General features: G+C 36.2%; 19 protein-coding genes. 7 read left to right on the forward strand and 12 right to left on the reverse strand.

The features are described 5' to 3' along the window. Positions 1–30: 30 nt before the first annotated feature. Positions 31–711, reverse strand: coding sequence for an MgtC/SapB family protein (locus QWZ01_RS07730; RefSeq protein WP_290322727.1), 681 nt, complete (start codon positions 709–711; stop codon positions 31–33). Positions 712–811: 100 nt separating this feature from the next. On the opposite strand from QWZ01_RS07730, the gene QWZ01_RS07735 reads away from it, so the two are divergent. Further along, positions 812–1,141: a hypothetical protein gene (locus tag QWZ01_RS07735; RefSeq protein ID WP_290322728.1), complete on the forward strand. Its 330-nt coding sequence runs from the start codon at positions 812–814 to the stop codon at positions 1,139–1,141. A 2-nt stretch (positions 1,142–1,143) separates the two neighbouring features. Here QWZ01_RS07735 and QWZ01_RS07740 read toward each other — a convergent pair whose 3' ends face one another. Further along, positions 1,144–1,845 carry a uracil-DNA glycosylase family protein gene (locus QWZ01_RS07740; protein WP_290322729.1) on the reverse strand — a complete coding sequence of 234 codons (702 nt, stop codon included), beginning with the start codon at positions 1,843–1,845 and terminating at the stop codon, positions 1,144–1,146. A gap of 213 nt (positions 1,846–2,058) precedes the next feature. On the opposite strand from QWZ01_RS07740, the gene QWZ01_RS07745 reads away from it, so the two are divergent. The 6 genes from QWZ01_RS07745 to QWZ01_RS07770 all read left to right on the forward strand — a co-directional run bounded on the left by QWZ01_RS07745 (position 2,059) and on the right by QWZ01_RS07770 (position 5,734). Next, positions 2,059–2,484 carry a VOC family protein gene (locus tag QWZ01_RS07745; protein ID WP_290322730.1) on the forward strand — a complete coding sequence of 142 codons (426 nt, stop codon included), beginning with the start codon at positions 2,059–2,061 and terminating at the stop codon, positions 2,482–2,484. Positions 2,485–2,506: 22 nt separating this feature from the next. After that, positions 2,507–2,887 carry a DoxX family protein gene (locus QWZ01_RS07750; protein ID WP_290322731.1) on the forward strand — a complete coding sequence of 127 codons (381 nt, stop codon included), beginning with the start codon at positions 2,507–2,509 and terminating at the stop codon, positions 2,885–2,887. A gap of 26 nt (positions 2,888–2,913) precedes the next feature. Further along, complete coding sequence (locus QWZ01_RS07755) at positions 2,914–3,291, forward strand: DoxX family protein (RefSeq protein WP_290322732.1); 378 nt, start codon at positions 2,914–2,916, stop codon at positions 3,289–3,291. A gap of 169 nt (positions 3,292–3,460) precedes the next feature. Then, on the forward strand, positions 3,461–3,859 hold the full coding sequence (locus QWZ01_RS07760) for a VOC family protein (protein ID WP_290322733.1): 399 nt from the start codon (positions 3,461–3,463) through the stop codon (positions 3,857–3,859). A 416-nt stretch (positions 3,860–4,275) separates the two neighbouring features. Then, a complete protein-coding gene (locus QWZ01_RS07765) occupies positions 4,276–4,638 on the forward strand; it encodes a response regulator (protein ID WP_290322734.1) in 363 nt (120 codons plus the stop codon). A 7-nt stretch (positions 4,639–4,645) separates the two neighbouring features. Continuing rightward, a complete protein-coding gene (locus QWZ01_RS07770; RefSeq protein WP_290322735.1) occupies positions 4,646–5,734 on the forward strand; it encodes a sugar transferase in 1,089 nt (362 codons plus the stop codon). 33 nt (positions 5,735–5,767) lie between these two features. Here the strand turns inward: QWZ01_RS07770 and QWZ01_RS07775 are convergent, their stop codons facing one another. The 10 genes from QWZ01_RS07775 to QWZ01_RS07820 form a co-directional block, all read right to left on the reverse strand. Next, entirely contained in the window at positions 5,768–6,967 is a 1,200-nt protein-coding gene (locus QWZ01_RS07775; protein ID WP_290322736.1) for a hypothetical protein, read from the reverse strand. 8 nt (positions 6,968–6,975) lie between these two features. Next, complete coding sequence (locus QWZ01_RS07780; protein ID WP_290322737.1) at positions 6,976–8,334, reverse strand: lipopolysaccharide biosynthesis protein; 1,359 nt, start codon at positions 8,332–8,334, stop codon at positions 6,976–6,978. Positions 8,335–8,391: 57 nt separating this feature from the next. Continuing rightward, positions 8,392–10,083 (reverse strand): GMC oxidoreductase, encoded by a 1,692-nt coding sequence (locus tag QWZ01_RS07785; protein ID WP_290322738.1) that lies wholly within the window; start codon positions 10,081–10,083, stop codon positions 8,392–8,394. Positions 10,084–10,087: 4 nt separating this feature from the next. After that, a complete protein-coding gene (locus QWZ01_RS07790; protein WP_290322739.1) occupies positions 10,088–10,663 on the reverse strand; it encodes a gluconate 2-dehydrogenase subunit 3 family protein in 576 nt (191 codons plus the stop codon). A gap of 59 nt (positions 10,664–10,722) precedes the next feature. Next, positions 10,723–11,841 (reverse strand): glycosyltransferase family 4 protein, encoded by a 1,119-nt coding sequence (locus QWZ01_RS07795; RefSeq protein ID WP_290322740.1) that lies wholly within the window; start codon positions 11,839–11,841, stop codon positions 10,723–10,725. 27 nt (positions 11,842–11,868) lie between these two features. Then, positions 11,869–13,059 (reverse strand): glycosyltransferase, encoded by a 1,191-nt coding sequence (locus QWZ01_RS07800; RefSeq protein ID WP_290322741.1) that lies wholly within the window; start codon positions 13,057–13,059, stop codon positions 11,869–11,871. A 27-nt stretch (positions 13,060–13,086) separates the two neighbouring features. Next, the gene (locus tag QWZ01_RS07805; protein WP_290322742.1) at positions 13,087–14,307 is read right to left on the reverse strand and encodes a glycosyltransferase; all 1,221 of its coding nucleotides are present in this window, start codon (positions 14,305–14,307) and stop codon (positions 13,087–13,089) included. Positions 14,308–14,372: 65 nt separating this feature from the next. Then, positions 14,373–14,795 carry an acyltransferase gene (locus QWZ01_RS07810; RefSeq protein WP_290322743.1) on the reverse strand — a complete coding sequence of 141 codons (423 nt, stop codon included), beginning with the start codon at positions 14,793–14,795 and terminating at the stop codon, positions 14,373–14,375. A 311-nt stretch (positions 14,796–15,106) separates the two neighbouring features. Next, positions 15,107–17,227, reverse strand: a complete 2,121-nt coding sequence (locus QWZ01_RS07815) for an exopolysaccharide transport family protein (protein WP_290322744.1) — start codon at positions 17,225–17,227, stop codon at positions 15,107–15,109. Positions 17,228–17,247: 20 nt separating this feature from the next. Beyond that, the gene (locus QWZ01_RS07820) at positions 17,248–17,943 is read right to left on the reverse strand and encodes a TolC family protein (RefSeq protein WP_290322745.1); all 696 of its coding nucleotides are present in this window, start codon (positions 17,941–17,943) and stop codon (positions 17,248–17,250) included. Positions 17,944–18,143: the final 200 nt, after the last annotated feature.

The raw sequence follows: 18,143 nt of genomic DNA on the forward strand, positions 1-18,143 counted from the left end.
ACCGGCCATTTTTGTTTTTGAGGCAAATGATCAGCTTAAAAAGTCAACACTATTTACTCCATTTATCTTTTTCAATTCAGCAATTACGGTCATTACACGTTCCTGCTCCGTAAATTGTTTTTGAATAGTGATCCTGATCTCATCGCTACCCTCATTAGCGGCGGTAAGGCCAATTTCTTTAAAGGGAATATTATGGTTAATTAAAACATTTTCTATTGCTACAAAATCAGCTTTGTGCTGATCAAGCACCATCCTGATATTCCGATACTTGTTCTTTTTGAAAATTCTATCTTCAAACGGTTTAAATACGGCTAAAATGATCAGGGCTATAGCGGTTGCACTAATAGCTTCAATATACAAACCGCCTCCCACGGCTAAACCGATACCAGCAACCGTCCACAAGCCGGCTGCGGTAGTAAGCCCTTTTACAACTTCGTTCCGCAGAAAAAATATAGTTCCCGCGCCTAAAAAACCAATTCCACTCACAACCTGCGCGGCCACTCTTGAAGGATCAAGTGATATCCCAGGCTTACCTACTACATCCTGGAAACCATAAGCCGAAACCAACATGATCAATGCCGACCCAAGGCTTACCAGCATATGTGTTCTCAAGCCTGCGGTCCAATGCCTGCGTTCGCGCTCCCATCCTATTATACTGCCTAACAAAGCCGCTAAAAACAGCCGCAAAAGCATATCATAAGTACTAATCATATAGCTAATTTATGTAATAATTAAAACGTTTGCCCAATTACTAATGGGGCAAAAACAATTAAACCTGATCATTGTCTACTTTATATAAAAATAAGTTGCGATGATCACCAGCGGCGTTACATTCGGAGTAAAAAAACAGGACGGCTCTCATATTAATATAGCCATTGACCCGGCGGATGTTAATAGAACTGAAACAGGTGCCAACAATGCAGGCACCTATAAACTGTACCGGGATATTGATAGTCCTAAAACCTTTGATAAAGGTTATCTTGGTGCTATTTTCCTTGATAGCAAAGATGATAGCTATCACTATTCGGGTGGAACTGAACTTACTGACTTTGAGCTAAAGCAGTTGGCTGATTTTATCCGTAACTATCATGCCACAGGTAAAGAGCCCGATGATCACAAACGGGATATCAGCACCAAATAGTATTATATCATGGCCTTGCTTAATTCCAACATGTATTTTGCAATATAATCCTGTTTGGTTTTGGCTTTGTACTGCATAATATAGCGAGGATGTTCAAGTGCTATAATTTGTTTGAAGAATTTCTTTTCGGCGTTTAGTTTACGTAAAAACGCTTCGTTTTTACCGGTACCGAAACAATAACAAATATCGGTTTCAAAACCATTATCTAACTGTTTTTGAATATTCTCGATGATAAAGGGATATACCGCTTTCTGCAATTCGGGCATGTCATAATAATTATAATTCACCTCTTTACCCTTATTACCGGTTATGGTAAAACCTAAGGGACAAACGGAATGGATATAAAATCGCTCATAAAACTCTTTTACGCCTCCAAACGCATGTATCATTTCATAAACAAAAGCAGATGATGGTTCATGGGTTACAGGGCCATTGAAAGGTATACCACACTCGCTTACCAATCGCTTAGGATCGGTAAAGGCAACACCGGTTGAGCCTGAGCCAAACCTACCAGGGTTGATACCTAATATTAAATGCCGGGGATGCCGATCATTAAAATACTTATTGTAAAATTGTGTAGAAACTGATAATGCAGGTCCGCCATCTTTATAAGGATTCATGATACTTATCCCATTTGGTAAAACGCCCTTAAAATCAAGCTGCTGATTAAATGCAATTATTTTGCTGGCAAATGTCTCTATCATTTCACTAACATATTAAAAAGAACGGAGGCAAAAAATAATATTGGTATGATTTAGGACACTGACGAATAGAATGTCATAATTGGCCCCTAAATGTGTCGTATTCCCCCCTTTTCGATGCTACTCAATCCGTGTAAATTTGATTAACAAATAAATGGATAGCTTAGTGCATCCACAACTAACAGTAAATCAATTATAAACTTAAATTTAAAGAAAATGATAACAATTAACCCTTATTTGAATTTTGCAGGGAACACCGAAGAGGCCTTTAACTTTTATAAATCAGTTTTTGGTGGCGAATTTACATTGGTAATACGCTATAAAGACATGGGCGAAACCTGCGACTCGACACCAACAGATGAAAATAAGATAATGCATATAGCCCTTCCTATTGGCCAGGGTAATATGTTAATGGCTACAGATATGATAGGCGAAATGGCTAAAACCCTGACTCGCGGCAACAGCGATTCCATCTCTATAAATGGTGGGACTGTGGAAGAATCTGGCAATTTATTTAAAGCTCTTTCACAGGGTGGAAAAGTCCTCGTACCATTTGATAAATCATCATGGGGAAGCTATTTTGGAATGCTTAGTGATCAGTTTGGCGTTCAGTGGATGATGGATTGCCCTATTGAACAATAATTAATATAAACCTTCAATAAATATGAAACCGAAAACCATCAGCATCACTTACTGGATATTAACCATTTTATTTGCTTTAGCCATGCTGGCTGATAGCTACGGCGGTATAACCCAACAGCAGGCAGGGAAAGATGTATTGCTGCATCTGGGTTACCCCATGTACGCGCTCATTATTTTTGGAGTTGCCAAACTATTGGGTGCATTAGCCATATTACAAACTAAATTCAACACTATAAAAGAATGGGCGTATGCAGGCTTTGCGTTCAATTTTATTGGAGCTGTTGCCTCAAGAGCATTTGCAGGAGATGGTTTCGGTTTATTGATCCCCCCGCTGGTCATGCTGGTTATTATGTTTATAACCTACTATTTCTGGAAAAGGTATGAGCAGCTAAAAAACCATTAAATAATAAATTTCAAATATTATAAATCATGAAAATTGCTGTAATTGTTGTTCGAATTCTTGTTGGTCTGCTGTTCCTGTTTTCGTCAGTAGTGGTGCTTTTTAAATTGGTGCCCCAACCCCAACTAAAAGGAAATATTAAAGTATTTATGGATGGCGTAAACGCATCAATTTACCTTATACCGCTGATAAAAATAACAGAACTGGTATGTGCCATAGCACTTATTACCGGCAGATTTGTAGCACTTGCGCTGGTAGTATTATTCCCCATTATGGTGAACATTGTTTTCTTCCATGCCTTTTTAGGTCCAGAAAGCCTTCCAACGGTGATAGCCTTGCTTTTAGGTGTCTTGTTTTTGGCCTATGCGTATCGTAAAAATTATATAAGTCTGTTTGCTGTAAAATAATTTATCACCTGTGAATATAAAAGAGTGCTCATATTGTGTTTTAGCATAGTATGAGCATTTATAACTCCAAACAATCAGAATATGCTATGCAGAAGTTCTGCCTGATTAACACAAAAACCATGAAACAAAAATCACTCTTATTAATTTTCAATTAATAACACTTTGTATTATGATAGAAAGTAACAAAGCATTTAGTGGCTTTTCGGTTAATGATCTGCAAAAAGCCAAAGAGTTTTATGGTGAAATATTGGGGCTCAATATTTACGAGGATAAACATATGCCTCAATTACTTAACCTTGAAATCACTAAGGATAACATTATTTTAATTTATCCAAAGCCTAATCATGTTCCAGCTACTTTTACAATCCTAAATTTCCCGGTAAATAGTGTAGAACAAACTGTAGACGAATTAACTCAGCGTGGTGTGAAATTTATTGTTTACAACCAGCCGGAATTTAAAACAGATGAAAGAGGCATATTAAAGAGTGGTGATGACGACCCCACCATAGCCTGGTTTAATGACCCGGCGGGCAATATTCTTTCAATTATTGAGCAACATGATGAATAAAGTTTCTTTTGGGGCAAATACTGAATTGCCTATTATTTAACCTTTGTGTTGCTAATTTATTCCCCAAGTGGGAATAAATTCCTCACATATACATATCACAATAACCATTAATTACACACATATGGGTATATAATAGCTTTTATATATCCCTTTTTTGCCCCACAGAGTTGCTTATAAGGTGAAAACCTCAAAAATATCTTAAAAAGCAATATCAATTTACTTTCGGTATAATAATTGAATATCATTATTCAAATGAGTTTAAAGTTGAAGTATTCTGGTTTCAAAAGCAAACATGTGATACAACTTTAACGTAAAAGGTTAAGATTTAAACTGATCAACGAAAGAAACTAATCAAACTTTTTAATCATTTTTACGCTTTTAATTCACTTTATTAATTAGGTAATAACCAAACACAGATGAAAAAAACCTTACTGATTGTTGATGACGATTTAGGCATATTAAAGTTACTCAACTTTATATTAGAAAAAGATTATGAGGTGGTGGTTAAAAATAATGGTATAGACGCATTCAAATGGCTTGATGAAGGCAATATGCCGGAAGTTATAATTGCCGATTTGCAAATGCCTTATTTTGATGGTCAATCATTTGTTAAAAACGTTAAAATCAGTGGCTTCTATCGTGATATTCCTGTAATGTTACTATCGGCAGCACATGACCTTCCTGAACAGATCAGCAAGATGCCTATTAAAATTGATGCTTACATGCAAAAGCCATTTAAGCCCAATGATTTAAAAACCGCCATTAACCAATTATTATAACATGACTATGAATAATCAAACTGTAGGTTGGAATGAAAACCTGGGTGCAAACATCAGGGTAGCCTACGCAGGTCAGGAATTAAAGAATATGGTTTCCACCGGTTTAAATAGTGGATTCAATATAGTTTATAATAATTCTATTGCAGAATTAAGTGAATATCTTGGTAATCAATCTATTTTAACCCTACCTGATATTATCCTGGTTGAAGTTGACACCGAAGGAAAATATATATCATTTGTACAGGAAGTAAAGAAAAGCTTCCTGCTAAACGGGTTGATCATCGTTTTACTTTCATCTAAAAATGACAAAACCCTAAGGAGTAAGGCTGTTGAATTAAAAGTGCATGATATTTACAGTCTTCCATTTTCCCTGGATGATTTACGTGAGCGGCTTAACTTTTTGGTTACCTTTAAACTAATTAAACCAAAATTGCTTGAGCTTTCAAAAGAAGTTGATACAACATATAAAATGCCGTTGGGAAAACGCATTATAGATGTATTGATCTCAAGTTGTATGCTAATCACCTTGTCGCCGTTACTTTTGCTTGTAGCAATTGCGATCAGATTAGATTCAAAAGGCCCTGTTTTTTATAAGAGCAAGCGGGTTGGTACCGGATACAAAATATTTAACTTTTACAAGTTCAGATCAATGCGCACGGATGCTGATCAGTTGTTAGCTAAATTATCAACCGAAAACAATCAATACGCTGCAGAAGGCGGAGCAAATAAAGCTGCATTTGTGAAGATCAAGAATGATCCGCGTATTACAAAGCTGGGTAATTTTCTACGTAACTCCAGCCTTGACGAATTACCTCAATTATTCAACATATTAGTAGGTGATATGTCTGTAGTTGGCAATCGTCCGTTACCTGTTTATGAGGCTGAAATGCTAACCTCAAACGAATGGTCAATGCGTTTCCTGGGCCCTGCTGGATTAACCGGTTTGTGGCAAGTAAGTAAAAGAGGAAAAGAAGATATGTCTGAGCGTGAAAGAAAGAAATTAGATAATTTTTACGCTCAAAATTATTCAATATGGTTAGATCTTAGAATTATCATAGGAACTGTACCAGCCTTATTTCAAAAAGAAAAAGTTTAATATGCTGTTAACCCGTTAATCAAAAATTTTTGATTAACGGGTTAATTTATTTCGGTCAGCTCCTACCCCGAGAATTTTAGATTTAAATTTAACCAGATCGGTAACAATCATAGTTGCTTTTGGCTTATAAACGTTTTTAACGTTTTTCAATACATTCCCTCCCCCTTCGTAATTTATCATATCAGTTATCGGATAACCATTTGCCTTATAAAGATTAGCACCCAAATTATTGTAGTAAGTCAGATTTCCTCCTGTGGCATACAAATCAAGCATTTGAGCATCTATAATGGGTGCAGTTACATGTGTACCCAAACTTATTGCTGTGTTATTATAAACATAAGCATCAGCCGGTAAAAAACTATCACATCCTAAAAGACCATTGTTTGCCTGCAATTCAAAAGCAGAATACTTTATGATGTTATAATCTATGTTATCACGTACGGTAACTGATTGTCGTCTGCTGTGCGAATACAGCCAAAAACGAGCCATTTGTCCCTGGCTGTTTGTTACCTTATTACCAATAAAAGAACCATTACCACATAACCAGAAAATACCATTGTGATTGTTATTGGCACTATTTATATTATCAATCTCATTTGCCTGGATAAGATAATTTTCACCCGAGCCCAAATAACAAACTGTTGAACCCGAAGGTGAGTTTTTGAATGAACAGTTTTTCATCACAAACCCTCTGATCACTCCCCGTAAACCTTGTTTATCAAAACCACCGGGAGCATTAAAAAGATAAGCATGATCTGCTGCGTGATCTGAGTGTATATTGATCAATTGCAGATCATCAATATAAGTATCGGGGTCATGAGGACTAAAATGTACATTAGACCACCCCTCAACAGAAATTTGATATTGTTTACAGCCTTCCGTGCTAAAGTTTTTTAATACCAAACCTTTGATCTTTCCCTTCAAAGAAATACCAATATCCGCGGTTTTGAATGTTACTCCGTTTTGAAAATCAAATGTACAATTCTTGGCACCGTTGATAGTTACTCGTGAAGTGATAATGCCGGGACTAATTTTATAATAAGTATCCTCTGCATTAAATATGCTATGCAGATCGTCTATACTGATCTCTTTAACGCGCTGTTCTTTAATTTCAAGTTTATCCTGACCTTTTACCGAATGGCTTGGGTTGTTCTCATTATACGCCTGAACACTTTTGTTCCCAACGACCATTAAATAGAGAACTGAGATCAATATTAAAATTTCCTTGTTCATATAAACAATTACTCTTTTGCCATTTTTGCTGATAACATACCTCTAACGCGTGTTAATACCAATATAATTTCCTTATAACCAACAATATATATATCCCAGAAATTAAACTTGTAAAATTTATTCAAAGGAAAATAAGATATTATTATAGCTGCCAAAACAGGAAAAACATTCACTACTACTACAATGTAAATTGATTTATATAATGTTAACCCAATATAATCACCCAATAAATTCACGGTCAGCATAACCAGAATTTTATAAAAATTGATCTTGGGTTGATGTATCACATCCAATACCACTGCAAAAAATCGATCGGCGGGATAAAGTATTGCTATGGTCATGAAAATTCTGAATAAATTCGGGGCTTCCGTATGATAGTATTTCGCGCCACCTATTAATCCTATTATAGGTTCGGCAAATATTACACATACAAGCGTTATAGCAAATATGGCAACAGACAACATTCCGATCATCTTTTTCATCATGTATATCATGTCATCATAGAGTTTGTTGTTGTAGTAGCCCGAAAAGCCCGGCAAACCCGATGCTACAAAACTGGCAATCGGAATTTCGATGATCTGTAACAGGCGCCCTCCCAAATTATAAACAGCAAGTGCAGCAGGCCCGAGAAAAAAATTGATAAAAAAAACATCTGTTACTTTGAAAAAATTGGAACTAACCGTGGTGCCCATACTATATTTACCAAAATGGTAAATTTCTAATATGTAATTTTTTGAGGCACTTTTGATGGTTTCAATCCTTGTCCAGTTAAATAAAATAGCTGTTAGGCCAGCGGCAATGTTACCAGCAATGTAACAGTAAATAACAGATGTTAAAGTTGCCTTGTGCAGCACTGCAAGTACAATTACAGCCCCGGTGAATAAAACCTGATTAATAAGCTTAAGCCATAGCAACCTGTCAAAACGTTTATCGCCCTGAACTATCAGGTTTGACATGTAAGATGGAAGCGTGGCTATAGTTATAATGAAAAAGTATTTCAAGAACATCAGCATCTCCTGGTCGTTCTTAAACGAATACCAGAAAAAAGCTAAGGCATTTACAATAAGTAAACCACTGGTAATTGCAATGGCCAGACACCATGCCGAACCTATTATCACCTTACCCTCTTCCCGCGTTGTGCCGGTGTAAAATTTAATGAATGAATTATTCAAAAAGCCTGTTTTAAACGTATCAATCAACGTGACTATGGTTATAAAGAAAACGTATACACCTATATCTTTTACGGATAAAGTGCGATACAATACCGTGATGGTTAAAAGCCCAAACACTGCCATTACACCATTTCCCATCAACGATTGGAAGTGGATATTTTTGAAGGGAGCTAATAACTTTTTTATCGAAGGCATGTATGTTTTATTATAATTATTAGAACCGCTATATTAATATCAGTTAATCCGCGGTATTTAGATATTATTTTTTTTCAATTCACTTACTGCATAATCGCAAGCCCTTGCAGTAAGTGCCATATATGTAAGTGATGGATTTTGACAAGCTGACGATGTCATGCAACTACCATCGGTAACAAAGACATTTTTTACGTCATGAATTTGATTATTACCATTAAGTACCGACGTTTTAGGATCTCTGCCCATCCGGGCTGTTCCCATTTCATGAACAGTTGTACCACCCGGGTGCGAATAGTTAAAAATATTGATATCCTTAAAACCGGCAGCTTCGAGCATTTCGCCGGATGTTTTTTTGATATCTTCCATCATTTTGTTCTCATTTTCTTTAAATGAAAAATCAACAGCTATGACAGGCAATCCCCAGCTATCTTTTTTATCTGAATGCAGTGTTATCTTGTTTTCATGATATGGCAAGCACTCACCCCAGCCGGCCATCCATACTGTCCATGGCCCCGGAGTAGTGATCTTGGTTTTAAAATCATTTCCAAAACCTTTGCTGTCAATCCTATCAGGCCATTCTGCTCTTTCGCCATGTCCCTGAAGATTATACCCTCTCGAAAACCCTGAATTTTTATCCTGATGCAGGTTTCTGAATCTGGGTATCAGGAATCCACAGGGTCTTCTGCCCTTATAATACATATCTTGAAAACCCGGATGAGCGCCCCATGCACCGGCAGAGGAATGATGATCCATTAAATTATGCCCCAGTTCACCACTATCATTTCCCAAACCATTAGGAAAACGGTTCGACTTTGAATTTAGCAGTAAGCCAGCTGTATTGATGGTTGAGGCATTAATAAAAACTATTTTAGCAAAATATTCAAACGTTTCTTTGGTTTGCTGATCAATTACACGCACCCCTTTAGCTTTTTGTGTATGCTCATCATATATAACTTCAGAGACTATAGAAAATGGTCTTAAAGTTAGGTTTCCAGTTTTAAAAGCAGCCGGTATAGTTGAACTGTTACTACTGAAATACCCTCCAAACGGGCATCCCCTGGTACACAGGTTACGGTTTTGACAAGGCCCGCGTGAATCCCAAACTTGCGAAAGGTTAGCCACACGTGCAATGGTCAGCAAACGATCCGGTGTTTTCCGCAGCGAATCGGCCAAATGATTTTCAATACAATTTAATTCCATTGGGGGCAAAAAAGAACCATCAGGCAATTGTGCTAACCCTTCATGGCTTCCGCTTACACCGATAAATTTCTCTACATAACTGTACCATGGCTCAATGTCTTTATAGCGAATGGGCCAGTCTATAGCAGTTCCATCTTTTAAGTTAGCTTCAAAATCAAGATCGCTCCACCTGTAACATTGCCTTCCCCATGTTAATGAACGACCACCAACCTGGTAGCCTCTGAGCCAGTTAAAGGGTTTATCCTGAATATAAGGGTGCTCGGTATCATTAACAAAAAAGTGTTGATTACCAGCGTTTGTAAGTTGCGATTGAATGGGGCTTTGTTGTATTTCTTTTGTGGTGAGACTCAACCCAAACTCAAATTCCCATGGGCTTAACATTGCCGTGGGATAATCTTTAATGTGCTCAACATTTCGGCCTCGTTCAAGTACCAATGTTTTCAATCCTTTTTTACAAAGCTCCATAGCCGCCCAGCCACCGCTGATTCCCGATCCAACTACAATGGCGTCATAGCTGACCTCTTTTTTGGCGTTACCTATTATATTCATATAGCTATTTAGTTGCCCAGGATTTTTGACCGGGTGTTAAAGGAATACAGGCTTGAAAATGTACCGGAATAAGTTCATAAGCCATGCCCTTGGTGACACCAACTTGCGAAGTACAATACCCTTGAACTGTGAGTCTTTTTAAGTTTAAGATGAAAGGAAGCCCTATAAACTTATTTTCGATCTTGTTTAACACATTAAAACGATATGTTGATTTTTGCTCAAAATGCTCAAGCGTGGCCAATCGCTCAGTTTTGCTACATTCTAAAAACGAGTGATTATATTTATCATGAGCATACTCTTCCAAATCGTTAAGCCCTTGTAAAAAAATATTCTGTGTTCTGTTGTCTGTACATGATACCAGCATTTTGGTAATAAAGCTGCCTACCTTTGCGTCCTTCGCTCCCGGAGTATCGGTTCTGGGAATAATGGTTTCTGCAAGCTCATCAATTAAATTAGCATAAGGCCTAAAAGCATCGGGACTTACATTTTTATTGATGGATACCCATTTAAAAATAGGATATGAAGTAAGCCCAAGTGCACCGGCAATTAAAATATTTTTAGTAAATCTCCTTCTATTCATTACTTTCTCATATAATTCAACAATGATTACTATATAGTAATTAACCAAACAGGGAATACTTATTTGCTCAGGGTTGTATAAACCTTTTCAACTTCCTGTGTCATTTTCAATAAATTAAAATCCCGGTTTATAGCGATGCCTGCATTCTGACCTAATTTTTCTCTAAGTGTTTTATCCGCCGCCAATGACTTAAATGCATTTGCTAATAATTCCGGCGATTTTATAGGCACCAATAAACCAGTCACTCCGTCCTGCACTAACTCTTTGTTTGCATCAATATCTGTAGCAATAATAGCTTTATGCATGGCCATTGCCTCCAGTATACCTATTGGTAGTCCTTCCCATAATGAGGGTAAGCAATAGATATCAATAGCGTTTAAAATATTGGGGATGTCCTGCCTGAAGTTTAAAAATATAATTTGATCCGATAATCCTAATTTTTCAGCTAAACCCCTGGCTTCTTCTCCAAGATCACCATCGCCCACGATCAGGAATTTAATTTTCTTTTGATCTTTTAACAGCGCTATTGCATTGATAAGTGTAAACGGATCTTTTTGCTTGGTTATCCTGGCAATATATCCAACTAATACCTCATCATCTTTTACTCCCAACTCCCCTCTTAAATCGTCGTATTTAGCACTAACATTAAACCTATCTTGGTTAACCGCATTTTTTATGACCTGTGCTTTTTTAATAGGGAAATGACTTTTGCCCTCGCGCAAATTGCTGTCAGAAACACAAATTGTCATGGAAGAATTTTTAACTAAAAATCTTTCACCCAAGATTCTTAAATTTCTAACGATCACGTTTTGATCCTTATGAAACGACCAGCCGTGTACAGTATATGCTATAGGTATTGATAGCTCTTTTGCGCTTTTATAAGTATTTGAATTGGCACGGGTTCCATGGGCATGAACTATATCTATTTTTTCAGCCTCCATAATTTTTTTCACCTCGGCATTCTTACTTGAATCAAAAGCTTTTTCAGTATGAATTACATATGTTTTAATACCGAGGCTCTTCATCCTATCAACCATGGGGCCATCTGTAAACGAAAGCACTACTGATTCAAAACGATCATCGTTTAATGTACCCACCAGATCGAGTACATGCGTTTCTCCACCACCAATTTTTCCCTGACGAATTGTTTGTAATATCTTTATTTTTTTTGACGACATATTTCGGTCCTGACAATAGGTTGATGGTTATTTTTGTTCCTTAAACTCGTCTATAGACAAATCCTGGTCATGTTTGGTAGCCACTGAAAGTTTATTTGCCTTGAAAACCTTGGTTAAAGCAAGTACTTGATAGAAAAAGAACTTAGGGATGCTTTTAAGTGATTTCATGATACGCTGGTCTGCCTTAAAATAAGACAGCGAATGATAAAATATATAGATAAAACATATTCCGGCTACGACCCAGGCTATCGAAAGCAGGGGACTAAAGATCAGGTTGAAAACAAAGGCCAAAGCAGATAATATGATCATGATGAAAAGCGGCGGCCGCATTAACATAAGGCTAAAAAGAAACTGGTTCCAGTTAAAATTAATAATGCTTTTTGCGAACAGCCCTAAACCTAAACCAAAAAATTTAAACCAGGTGTTTATCCAGCGTGCACGTTGTTTAACTAATTGCTCTGATTTAGCAGTTTTTTCATCATATACAATGGCTTTTTGTGAAAAAGCTATTGTAAGCTTTCTTTTAAGCAATTCGTACTGTAAAATTTTATCAAAACCGGCACCGGAAAATTGCATGCTTTCCATACAGTCACGATATAGCTTTACATCAAATGCCATACCCGATCCTGCTAAGGAAGCTGATGATCCGGCGTTGAATAACAATTCCCTGTCTATATATCTGTAATAAATATCACCAGCTGCATCAAGACAAGCATAATTTGAATTGAGATTCTTGGCTTCACGTACACCCTGAACAGCCTGGTAACCTTGAAAAAACATTCTGTTGAGCTCCGTCAGATAATCCTGATGAACTAAGTTATCGCTATCAATAATAGTAAGAATTTCATGAGGTCTTTTGAAGCGTTCAATTGCATAAAAATGCGATTTAGTATTGCTCGCAAGCACTGTTTCGGGCCGTAACACTATAACTCTGTCATCAAAAAACTTCAAATTAGATATATCACAATTATCGGCCACAATATAAATAAGATAGTTCCTGTAATTTAAGTGCAGGATAGAGTTTACTACACCGCGTAGCAGATCAATTTGCTCGTAAGCGGTAACAATAATCCCAAAATCAGCTTCACGTAATTGCGGAGCATAAGCATCGTTCTTTTTATTATTGAACTTACCGATCAGAAACAAAAAGAATGGCATTAATAAATGTATCAGGATGTATAATTCAAGGATGTATACAACTATCAGCAAAAACGACATATAAATATTTTTAATTGATGAGTTAAATTAATTAGCCCTGGTTTTGTTAAGTTCAAGAATGATTTTGTCCGACATTAATTTCACTGAGTTCTCCCAGGTATGCTGAAAAGCAAATTTTTTCCTTTCATTAATCACTGCTTCATTGTTTTCATTTAAAGCTTTCTTAATATGCATAATATATGCTTTACTATCATCCGCCAGGTAAACGTAATCCTTAAAAATGCTCATGGCCTTAGTGTTTGAAGCTACTACAGGTTTTCCTAAAGCCAGGTATTCATCAATTTTTCGTGGATAGTTACCTATAGTAAGTTCATTGATAACCTGGGGATTGATACACACATCAAAACTGTTTATGTATTGGGCAAGCATTTCCAACGGTTTTTGGCCCAGGAAAATCACATTACTTATTTGATGAAGCTTACTTGCTTTAAAATTATCATCTTCAGGACCTATTAACACGATGTTATGGTCTGGTAATGCTAAAGCAATATCAGCTATAATGTCAATTGATAAACGCTGGCTGTTCAATGCTCCTACATAGCCAATCCTTGGACCTTTTATTGATTTAACATCATCAGGAAGCTCATCGCTCACATTCTCAAACAGGTCAAAATCGCAACCCTGACCAACATCAAAAGCGTTTGAATTATATTTACGGCAATAATCTTCTAAATAAGCAGAGTTGCTGAAACATAAATCAGCCTTTTTGATCAATAGTGGTTCAAACTTTTCACCGTGTTTTTTCCAGTATTCTACGGCTATAATGTAATCTCTTGAATAGTAAACACTTAGTTTCGGTTTTAAAAATTCTTTTAAAAAGAACCCTTTATAAATTTCACTATCATTAAAAAGAACAAAGCTTTTGATGTTCAACCTCCCAAATGCTCGTTTTATTGATTTGGATAATCTGTAATTGTTAATCTTATTGATCAGATTAAATATGAAATCATTATTGATCCAGTTGATTGATTCTACCATGCAATCAGGATAATAGGTCCATAAATTATCTTTTATCTTGATCAGTCCATCCTCTTTTTTCCGGATGATATTTAAACGTTTCTGAGTTTTAGGATCGTCGTTACTTTTTACATGTGTTATTCTATCCAAAGGCGAATTGATGTATAATACTCTGTTGGTTTTGCTGTATTCCAGAGCAATGTTTTTACAATTACTTCCAATTTCAGTATCCCAGGGTTGCTGACCTATTATTACAATGTCATTGTTGAACTGAATTTTTTTATCCGCCATATAAGGATCAATAGTATTAATTTGATTTTAGCTTTTCTCCGTGATTAACGCAGGGATTTAAGCTATTAGTTGCATTTTTCCCACAGTTCAGTAACGGAGTTGTATTTTTTTACAACCTTAGCCGGGTTGCCAATCGCTACCGAAAACTCAGGTATATCTTTTGTCACAACGCTTCCTGCACCTATAACACTGTGTTTACCTATAGTTACTCCTGCAGTAATTACGGCGTTTGCCCCTATCCAAACATCATCGCCTATAATTATTTGCTTACAAACTTCCTTTTGCTGTCTTGGAGAGATTGTAACATCCTGATAACCATGATTTAATCCAGATATAACTATATTTTGAGCCAACATAACTTCGTTTCCGATACTTACTGGCCCAATGATCACATTCCCCATCCCCACGATGCTTTGTTTACCAATAGTTACATCACCCACACCATTATTTACGGTAGCAAAAGATTCGATTACAGATTGTTCTCCCATTTCAAATTTATTATAAGGAAATACATCCATTCTGGCACTCCTTCTGACAATTGTATTTTTTCCTTTCTTATGAAAAAATGGGTTAACAAAAGCCCTGATCCAAAACCTGGGCCGGTGTTCATATTTGGGCACTAACAATCCGTGCGCTATTTTTTTTAATGCAGGATTAGACTTTATACGTGAAACAATCGACATAGCCAGAATATTAACTATAGTTTATTTTTCCTTAAACCATTCACAAATCCCAAAACAAAACAAACTAAAGCCGGAATAGCAAAAATTTCAAACGGCATCTTATTAACTTTTTATAATTAAACAGGTACAACTTTATTAATAACCCAACCCGCAAATCCCTGGTGCTCCTTCAAATAATTTAAGAGATTTTTCTCCTTATCTGTTATAGTTTTTCCTGCTTCAAATACAGCAATGTTCTTTTCAGTAAACTGCAGCCACTCCTTGGCAACATTTGCTTCCTGCAAGGAATTTATATCAACAATAATAATATCAAACTCTTTCTTAAGCATTTTAAAACCTGCCCGAAGATTCTCCGATGTCTGAATCTCCAATAATGAAGTATTACTATCGGTTTTGCTAACTACTGTTATCAGATCATCAACCTGAAACTCCCTCTTTTCAAGAAAAGTCACGAAGTTGTTTTTGACCATTAGTTCTTTTACGTTATTGTTTTCAATAAGTTCGTTCTCGCCACCAACAAGTAAAACTCTTTTTCCGGTCATGGCAAAAGCATACGCCAGGCTTGATGAAACAAATGATTTCCCCTCTCCCGGTACTATGCTGGTTATACCGACGATCTTAGCGTCGTCATGTTCAATAATATTTGAGATTTCGAGCCTTAAAGAACGGAGCGAATTTTTAAATGAGGCGTTATCAATACCCGCTTCATTCCAAATGCTTTTAATCGTTTTACCGTTAAATGGAATAAGATCAATACTACCCAGCACCGGATAATTAGTTGCCTTAACTAATTGATCTGTATTGTTTATGCTGTTATCAAGAAAAAATAAAACCACAACGGCCATAAAGCATAAGAAAAAGCTGGCAAAACCCGATAAACCCAGGTAAATGAACTTTTTTGATGGCTCAGGCTTGCCAATAAGTCCAAGCTGTGAAATATTTAATTTAGGGCCTATATATTGCGTCGTTTTGGTTTGATTATACTGATCTAAAGCACCCATATAATCCTTAGTGGCCGATTCTGCATCCCTTTCGTAATTTTGGATACCTGCATCAAACGGAACCATGCTGTTATACTGTGCTCTTAATTGTGCCAGTTCCTTATTAATTGAGTTGATACTTCCTTTGGCCTGATCCAACGCTATCTGTAAGGTTGTTCGTTGTGTTATTAAGCTTTGCTTGTTAGCACGAGGGTCAACTGAATTATTGTCCGATATCCTGGAAGTTTTTATATTTAAGAGGCTTGATAACGAATCTACACGCCTTTTGTCTGCGGCTTTAAAATTCCCATCAACATATCTGTTATTAGCGGTGGTTAGTTGGCGATTCAAATCAATGATCTCCCGGTTTTCAGAAACAGTATTTCCACTCAGATAAGGATCTTTTCCATTCAACTTTTGATCTATTGAAGTTATGGCGGCCTGATTTGCCTGAATTTCTCTTAAAGCTTGAGCTTTTCTATCTTCAGCAGCTGATATTTGCGTAAACGCAATTTCAGATTGTTTATCTAAATTGATTACTCCGTTTGAAGATTTAAATTGTTTTAACGCGGCATTTTTCTCGTTCATCACAGCCTGTTTTTTCCTTAACAGCGAATCAAGTAAGGAAATTGAAGTACCTTGATTAGATTGAACATCACGTGTATAATTATCAATAAAGTCGGTAGTTAAGGTATTCACTACAAACACAGACAAAGCAGAATTTTCGGAGGTATAGCCCACACTTATAAAATCGCTGTTATCCTGGCGCTCAATACTAAGTTCCTTATTGATTGAAGTTTGATCATAGCCCATTGAGGCTACCAGATCATATAAATTATTACTACCAGTATCTGAAAGTGCTAATATCTCCCTGTTTAGCAGCTTCTCCTTAAATTGCGCTATGGCTTGGGTTCTTTGTGTTGTAGACAAAGAATCCATCTTTTTAGAATACTTTTTAAATGGTTTTTCAGGATTTTCAAGATCATGGATGATCAGGCTGTAAGAAAGCATACTTGAAACTTTCTTTAATTTGATCTTCTCGATGATATTTGAAAACTGCTGGCTTATTTTAAAATAATCCATATTCTGCTCAGTTGCAATCTGTTTTGATTGATCAACTAAACCTGTTGATATTAAAGCCTCTGAGCTGTACTGCCGTGCTAAGTCCTTAACTTTAAAAAATGTAGCTATTAATGTAACTAATGGAACAATGATAATTAGCCACTTATATTTTTTGAGATAGTCTTTTAAATCCATTCAACTTGTGTATTAATATCTTATTTTATTTCTGATAAATGTTTGCCGATTATATCTTCTAAAGCGTCTTTAGCCGAAAGAAAATTCACTTCTGATTGAATTTTGGCGGTGTTGGCCGTAACCAGGTTTATTCTCGATTGGTTATATATATCTAATGATATTTCACCTTTTTCAAACTTGTGCAGAAGGTTATCAGCAACATTCTTATTATCCTGAACACTTTGTGTGTTTATTTTTAGCTGAGTTAACTGTTGTATGTAATTATAATAGCGCCTTTTAACCTCAAGCTCCAATGTATGATCATATTCTTCAGATTCTAACTGAGCAACTTTGTATTCGGCTTTAGCCTTTCTGTTAGCAAATGGCTTTTGTAAAAATGTGCCAATATTAAAGTTGACACCAAATTGAAATCCGTTAACAGAATAAGGATTTATATTTCCTGTACCAGGTGTTGAAATAACAGTATTGTTATCGGGTCTGTAAAAATAGGTGGCGTTAAAAATATCAAAGTAAGACACCACACTTAATGGGATAGCCGTTTTAGCACTTTCAACCTTAGCTTCTAATATTTTTTTGCGCGGGTAATAATCTTTTGCGGCGCGTATATATTTATCGAGCAAATCATAATTCACTTGATCAATAACTGTTTCTTGTGCATGAATTTGAAAACCAATAAGGGAAAACGTTATAAAAAAAAGAAAAGTAAGAACTTTCATAAAGTTTATGTTAGATGTATTTTGAGATTATTTTGGTGCTTAAATATGGCATCCGGGTTAAAACATTTTATTTTGATAGGTAATCAGAACATGGCAAAATCCATTCTTTATACTTATAAATACATGATTTTGTTACCGCTTATTGTTAATTGATTAAATGAAACAAACATTATTATGCTTTGCGAAGGGCACATCTTTTT

This window comes from Mucilaginibacter aquaedulcis (assembly GCF_030409325.1).
Classification (GTDB): Bacteria; Bacteroidota; Bacteroidia; order Sphingobacteriales; family Sphingobacteriaceae; genus Mucilaginibacter; species Mucilaginibacter aquaedulcis.